This is a genomic window from Hansschlegelia beijingensis (genome assembly GCF_045505405.1).
GTDB lineage: Bacteria > Pseudomonadota > Alphaproteobacteria > Rhizobiales > Methylopilaceae > Methylopila > Methylopila beijingensis_A.
Genome location: NZ_JBJKEX010000194.1, coordinates 1 through 5,675, shown reverse-complemented (window position 1 = coordinate 5,675; position 5,675 = coordinate 1). Strand labels below are relative to the sequence as shown.

Genomic DNA, 5,675 nt, shown 5'->3' with positions numbered 1-5,675 from the left:
GGGACGCGGCGCGCGTCACCGGAGCGCTGTCGTCGTTCGCAGACGCCGCCATCCGGGCCGCGACCCGCGCCGCCCTGCGGGATGCGCACGACGCAGGCAAGCTCGCGCTGCCAAATCCCGAGGATCCGGAAGTCGGCTCCGGCTTCTTCGTGCTCGGGATGGGCAAGCTCGGCGCCTCCGAGCTCAACTACTCCTCCGACGTCGATCTGATCGCGTTCTTCGATCCCGAGATCGCGCCCGTCGCCGAAGGGGAGGAGCGCACGCCGCTCTTCGTGCGGGTCACGCAGTCGATCGCGAAGCTGCTGCAGGAGCGCACCGCCGACGGCTACGTCGCGCGCGTTGATCTCAGGCTGCGTCCGGATCCGTCCTCGACGCCGGTCGCCATCTCGCGCGACGCCGCGCTGTCCTATTACGAAAGCGTGGGCCAGAACTGGGAGCGCGCCGCGATGATCAAGGCGCGCGTCGTGGCCGGCGACAGCGCGGCCGGGGAGGCCTTTCTGAGCGAGCTCGCGCCGTTCATCTGGCGTCGCTCGCTCGACCATGCGGCGATCTCCGACATCCACGCGATGAAGCGGCAAATCCACGCCCACAAGGGGCATGGCGAGATCGCCGTCGAAGGTCACAACCTCAAGCTCGGGCGCGGCGGCATCCGGGAGATCGAGTTCTTCGTCCAGACCCAGCAACTCGTGGCCGGCGGCCGCGACCCTTCGCTCCGCACGCGCGGAACAGTCGAGACGCTGGGCGGGCTGGTCGAAGCCGGATGGATCGACGCCCGGGCGCGCGACGAACTTGCGGAGGCCTATGGGTTCCTGCGTGGCCTCGAGCACCGCATCCAGATGGTGGCCGACGAACAGACCCATTCACTGCCCGAGGAACCGGAGGCGCTCGAACGCTTCGCGCGCTTCGCCGGTTATGATGGCCGCGAGCCCTTCGCGAAGGCGCTGACGGCTCGGCTGAAGCTCGTGCAGCGGCACTACGCGCGCCTGTTCGAGGATGCGCCCACGCTCTCCGCCAACATCGGCAGCCTGGTGTTCACTGGCGAGGACGACGATCCGGACACGCTGGCGACGCTTTCGTCGCTTGGCTACGCGGAGCCGAGCTCGCTGTCGCGCACGATCCGCGGATGGCACCGCGGCCGCTACGCCTCCATGCGGACCGCCAAGGCGCGCGAGCTCCTGACCGAGCTCGTTCCCCTGCTGCTCGACGCCTTCGCGAAGTCCGACCGCCCTGACGCCGTGATCAACGGCTTCGACCGGATGCTGGAGCAGACCTCCTCCGGGGTAGGGCTGCTCTCCTTGATCCGCGCGAATCCGGAGGTCCTGGAACTGCTCTGCGGGGTGCTCGGCGCCGCGCCGCGGCTGGCGGAGATCCTCGCCCGTCGTCCGCGCGTTCTCGACGCCTTGCTCGACCCGGCTTTCTTCGGACACCTGCCGACGCGGGACGAACTCGATGGGCGTATCCAGCAGGCGCTCTCGGAGGCGCGGTCTTACGAGGACGCGCTGGATCGCGCGCGCATCGTCGGCCAGGAGCTCAAGACGCTGGTCGCGCTACGGGTCGCGGCCGGCGCGGCGACGGCCGAACAGGCTGGCCCCGCCTTCGCGCTGATCGCCGACGGGCTCGTGGCGGCCGTGTTCCGGCTTGTGGAGGAGGAGCTGGCGGCGGCTCACGGACGCATAGCGGGCGGGGCGGCCGCCGTTGTGGCGCTCGGCAAGCTTGGCGGTCAGGAGATGACGGCGGCGTCCGACCTCGACCTCATCCTGCTCTACGAGCACCCTGAGGACGCCGGAGACAGCGACGGGCCGCGGCCGCTCGCCCCAAGCCAGTACTATGCACGGCTGACGCAGCGGCTGGTCGCGGCGCTCTCCGCGCCGACCGCAGAGGGCGTGCTCTATGAGGTCGACTTCCGGTTGCGGCCCTCCGGCCGCTCGGGCCCGCTCGCGACACGCCTCAAGGCGTTCAGAATGTATCAGGCCGACGAGGCGGAGACCTGGGAGCACATGGCGCTCTCGCGCGCCCGCGTGGTGGCCGGCCCCCGGTCGTTCCGCAGGGAGGTGGGCCGGGCGATCGGCGAGGTGCTCCACACGCCGAGAGACGCCGCCAGGATCGCGAGCGACGTGGCCGAGATGCGGGCGCTGCTCGATCGCGAAAAAGGCGAGGGCGGCCCCTGGAACCTCAAGCACGCGCCGGGCGGCCTCGTCGACATCGAGTTCGCGGCGCAGGCGCTGCAGCTCGTCCACGCCGCCAAGCACCCGGAAATCCTCTCGACCGCGACCGTTCCGGCGCTCGATCATGCGCGGGAGGCCGGGCTGCTCGACGCCGAGGCGTGGCGGACGTTCCGGGCGGGCGCGCGCCTTCAGCAGGACCTGACGCAGGCGCTCAGGTTGGCGACTGAAAAGCCGTTCGATCCGGACGAGGCGGGGGAGGGCCTGAAGCGGCTTCTCGCGCGGACGGCGGAGGCGCCGGATTTCGCGGTTCTGACCGCGACGCTGGAAGGGCTTCAGAAGGAGGTCCGGGCGGCGTTCGAACGCGTGCTGGCGGGGCTCCGCTAGCACCCGGCCCTCAGGCGATCCGCTCCTCGCGGATCTCCTCGTCCGCCCGCAGCGGCAGGCGCACCAGCACGACCGTTCCGACCCCAACCGTGGAGCGGATGCGCATCGACCCGCCATGCAGCTCGGTCAGCGATTTGGCGATCGCGAGCCCGAGGCCGGAGCCCTTGTGGCTCTTCGAGAACTGGTTCTCGACCTGCTCGAACGGGCGGCCGAGCTTGTCGATCGCGTCCTTTGGAATGCCGATGCCGGTGTCCTCGATATAGAGGTTCATGGCGCCGCCGACGGCCCGGGTGCGGATGGTGACGCGGCCGCCCGCCGGCGTGAACTTCACGGCGTTCGAGAGCAGGTTCAGCAGGATCTGCTTGAGCGCCCGGCGGTCGACCTCGACGGTGGCGCCGCAGGCGGCCTCAGCCCGCACCGCGATCGACTTCTCCTCCGCGCGCGGACTGATCACGCGCATCGCGTCGAGCACCACCTTGTCGATGTCGAGCGTCTCGCGGGCGAGCCTGAACCGGCCGGCCTCGATCTTCGCCATGTCGAGCACGTCGTTGATGACGTCGAGCAGGTAGACGCCGCTCTCCCGGATGTCCCGCAGATACTCGTAATACTTCTCGGAGCCGAGGGGGCCAAACAGCCCCGACTCCATGATCTCGGAGAAACCGAGGATCGCGTTCAGCGGCGTGCGGAGCTCGTGGCTGATGTTCGCGAGGAACTCGGATTTCGCCTGGCTGGCGAACTCCGCCTGGCTCTTCTGCTCGGCGTACTTCTCGGCGAGGTCGGCGAGCTGCTGGGCCTGAATCTCCAGCGTCTGCCGGGACTTCCGAAGATCCGCGACATTCGCCATCAGAGCCTTCTCGCTGTCCATCAGGCGCTCTTCCTGACGCTTCAGCGAGGTGATGTCGGTGCCGACCGAGACGAAGCCGCCATCCTTGGTGCGCCGCTCGTTGATGCGCAGCCAGCGGCCGTCCTCGATCTGGGCCTCGTAGGACCGCGCGCCGTCCTCCACCCGACCGTCGGGCCTGACCGAGTTGACGATCACCGGCTGCCGGCCCGCGGCGATGATCTCGTCCCTCAGGGTTCCCGGCCGCACGGCCTCGTCCTTGAGCTCGTAGAGCTGCTGGAACTTCGAGTTGCAGGTGACGAGGCGGTTGGAGGCGTCCCACAGCACGAAGGCTTCCGAGATCGTCTCGATCGCGTCGCGAAGCCTCATGTCCGCGGTGGCGGTCCGCTCCGCCAGGGTGCGGTGCTCGGTGACGTCGACGCAGATGCCGATCAGCCGGACGCCGTCCTCCGCCTTGCCCTGCACCACCTCGGCGCGGGCGCGCAGCCATTTCCACTGGTCGCGCGCGTCCCGCACGCGGAAGACGCGGTCGATGGTCGAGGTGCGGCCCGAGGCCACCTCGTCCGCGAGCGCATAGAGGTCGATGTCGTCCGCATGCACGAGCGAGTTGAACTCGCCGAACGAGACCAGCTGCTCGCGCGGCGGATGACCGAGAAGCTCGAACAGAGAGCGCGACCAGAAGATGCGGCCGCGCGCGATGTCCCAGTCGAACAGCCCGCAATGGCCGCGCGACAGGGCGGTCTCGATGCGGTGCTGGACCCGGTCGTAGACGTCGTCGGTGCGGCGGGCGCGCGCGGCCTGCCACTGGAAGGCGAGCCCGAGCAGCGCCAGCACGAAACCCGTCGACGCATAGAGCGTGACGGACGAGCGCGCGCTCGCCCGCCAGGGCGCGAGCGCGTCGTCGACGTTCTGCACGAGGGCGATCTGGCCCGGACGGCCGGAAGGAATGTTGCGCACCGTGGCGAGGGCCGCCGCGCCGTCGGGCAGCGTCAGGATCATGACCCCGGCGCGCTCGCCGAAGGTGGTCAGCGGCTGCGCCGCGCCGAGCAGCGTCACGAGATCGGCGGGCGGCTGCCCTTCCGGGGCGCCGGCCGACGCGACGATCTTGCCGGTCTCATCGGCGACGTAGAGCCGGCGGCCGTGCTCGATCGCGTTGCCCGGCAGGCTGGCGACGAAGGCGTCCCGGAGCGCCGCGTCGCTCAGGGCGTCGAGCTTCGGCAGTTGCAGCGCGGCCACCGCGGCCAGGGCGGACATGTCGTCGGAGGCCGTGCGGAGCGCAAGCCGCCGGGCGTCGAGCGCCTGGAGGACCGCGCCGCCGCCGAAGACCAGCAGGAACACGACGATCAGGATAGGGACGCTGCGTCGCAGAACAGGCTCAAGCGGCGCGAGATCGAGCCGCGGCAGCTTCAGCCATCCTTTTGCGATCTGCCGTGCGCCGCGGCGCAATGGCATTCCCGCTACGGTGGCGCGCGCCATCGCAGTGTCCTTCCCGAACAATACTAATGAAAGTCGATTCGGGAACCCCCACGCGTCGAATCGACTTAGCTATTAGAATCAATTCGGTAGCCTGCTGTCCAGTGCGAATTAATCCCTTGTTAAATACTTCCCGCCGCGCGGCGAAAAGCTGAGTCAAAAGAATCGGTTGCCGCGTGATCAGGCCGCCAGCGCGCGCCTGACGATGTCGCCGACGTCCGCCGACAGCCGGGGCAGGGCGGCGAGCCGCTGAAGCGCGGATTCCGCGAGCCGCCGGCGCTGCGGTTCGAGCGAGCGCCACGTGCGGAACGCGCCGAGCAGCCGCGCCGCGACCTGCGGGTTCGTGGCGTCGAGCTCCGTCACCACGTCGGCGAGGAAGCCGTAGCCGCGGCCGTCCGCCTTGTTGAACTGGGTCGGGTTGCCGGAGGCGAACGCCCCGATCAGCGAGCGCACCCGGTTCGGGTTCTTCATGTCAAAGAGCGGCGAGGCCATCAGCGACTGGACGCGGTCGAGCGTGTCCGGCAGCGGCGCCGACGCCTGGATCAGGAACCATTTGTCGATCAGCAACGGGTCGGCGCCGTAGCGCTGCGCGAAGTCCTCCAGCGCCTCCTCGCGTTCGGCCGTGGCGTGGAGCGACAGGACCTGGAGCGCCATGACGCGGTCCGTCATGTTGGACGCGGTCCGGTAGAGGCCGAAGGCGCGCTCGACCCCGCTGCGGTCGCCGCCGGCGGCGAGCAGATCGCAGAACCCCCGGTCGCCGATCTTCATCGCCCGCATGTTGTTGCGGGCGAGGTAGTTGCGCACGCCGGTCC

The 5,675-nt window shown here is 69.7% G+C and carries 3 protein-coding genes; 1 reads left to right on the top strand and 2 read right to left on the bottom strand.

Annotated features, from left to right (window positions below):
- The coding region (locus ACIKT0_RS12060; RefSeq protein WP_407105576.1) for a bifunctional [glutamine synthetase] adenylyltransferase/[glutamine synthetase]-adenylyl-L-tyrosine phosphorylase at nt 1-2,549 on the top strand (2,549 nt) is incomplete at its 5' end.
- A gap of 10 nt (nt 2,550-2,559) precedes the next feature.
- On the opposite strand, the gene ACIKT0_RS12055 is transcribed toward ACIKT0_RS12060, so the two are convergent.
- A complete protein-coding gene (locus tag ACIKT0_RS12055; protein WP_407105575.1) occupies nt 2,560-4,866 on the bottom strand; it encodes a PAS domain-containing sensor histidine kinase in 2,307 nt (768 codons plus the stop codon).
- A gap of 177 nt (nt 4,867-5,043) precedes the next feature.
- On the bottom strand, nt 5,044-5,675 hold a 632-nt coding region (locus ACIKT0_RS12050), incomplete at its 5' end, for an aminopeptidase N C-terminal domain-containing protein (protein WP_407105574.1).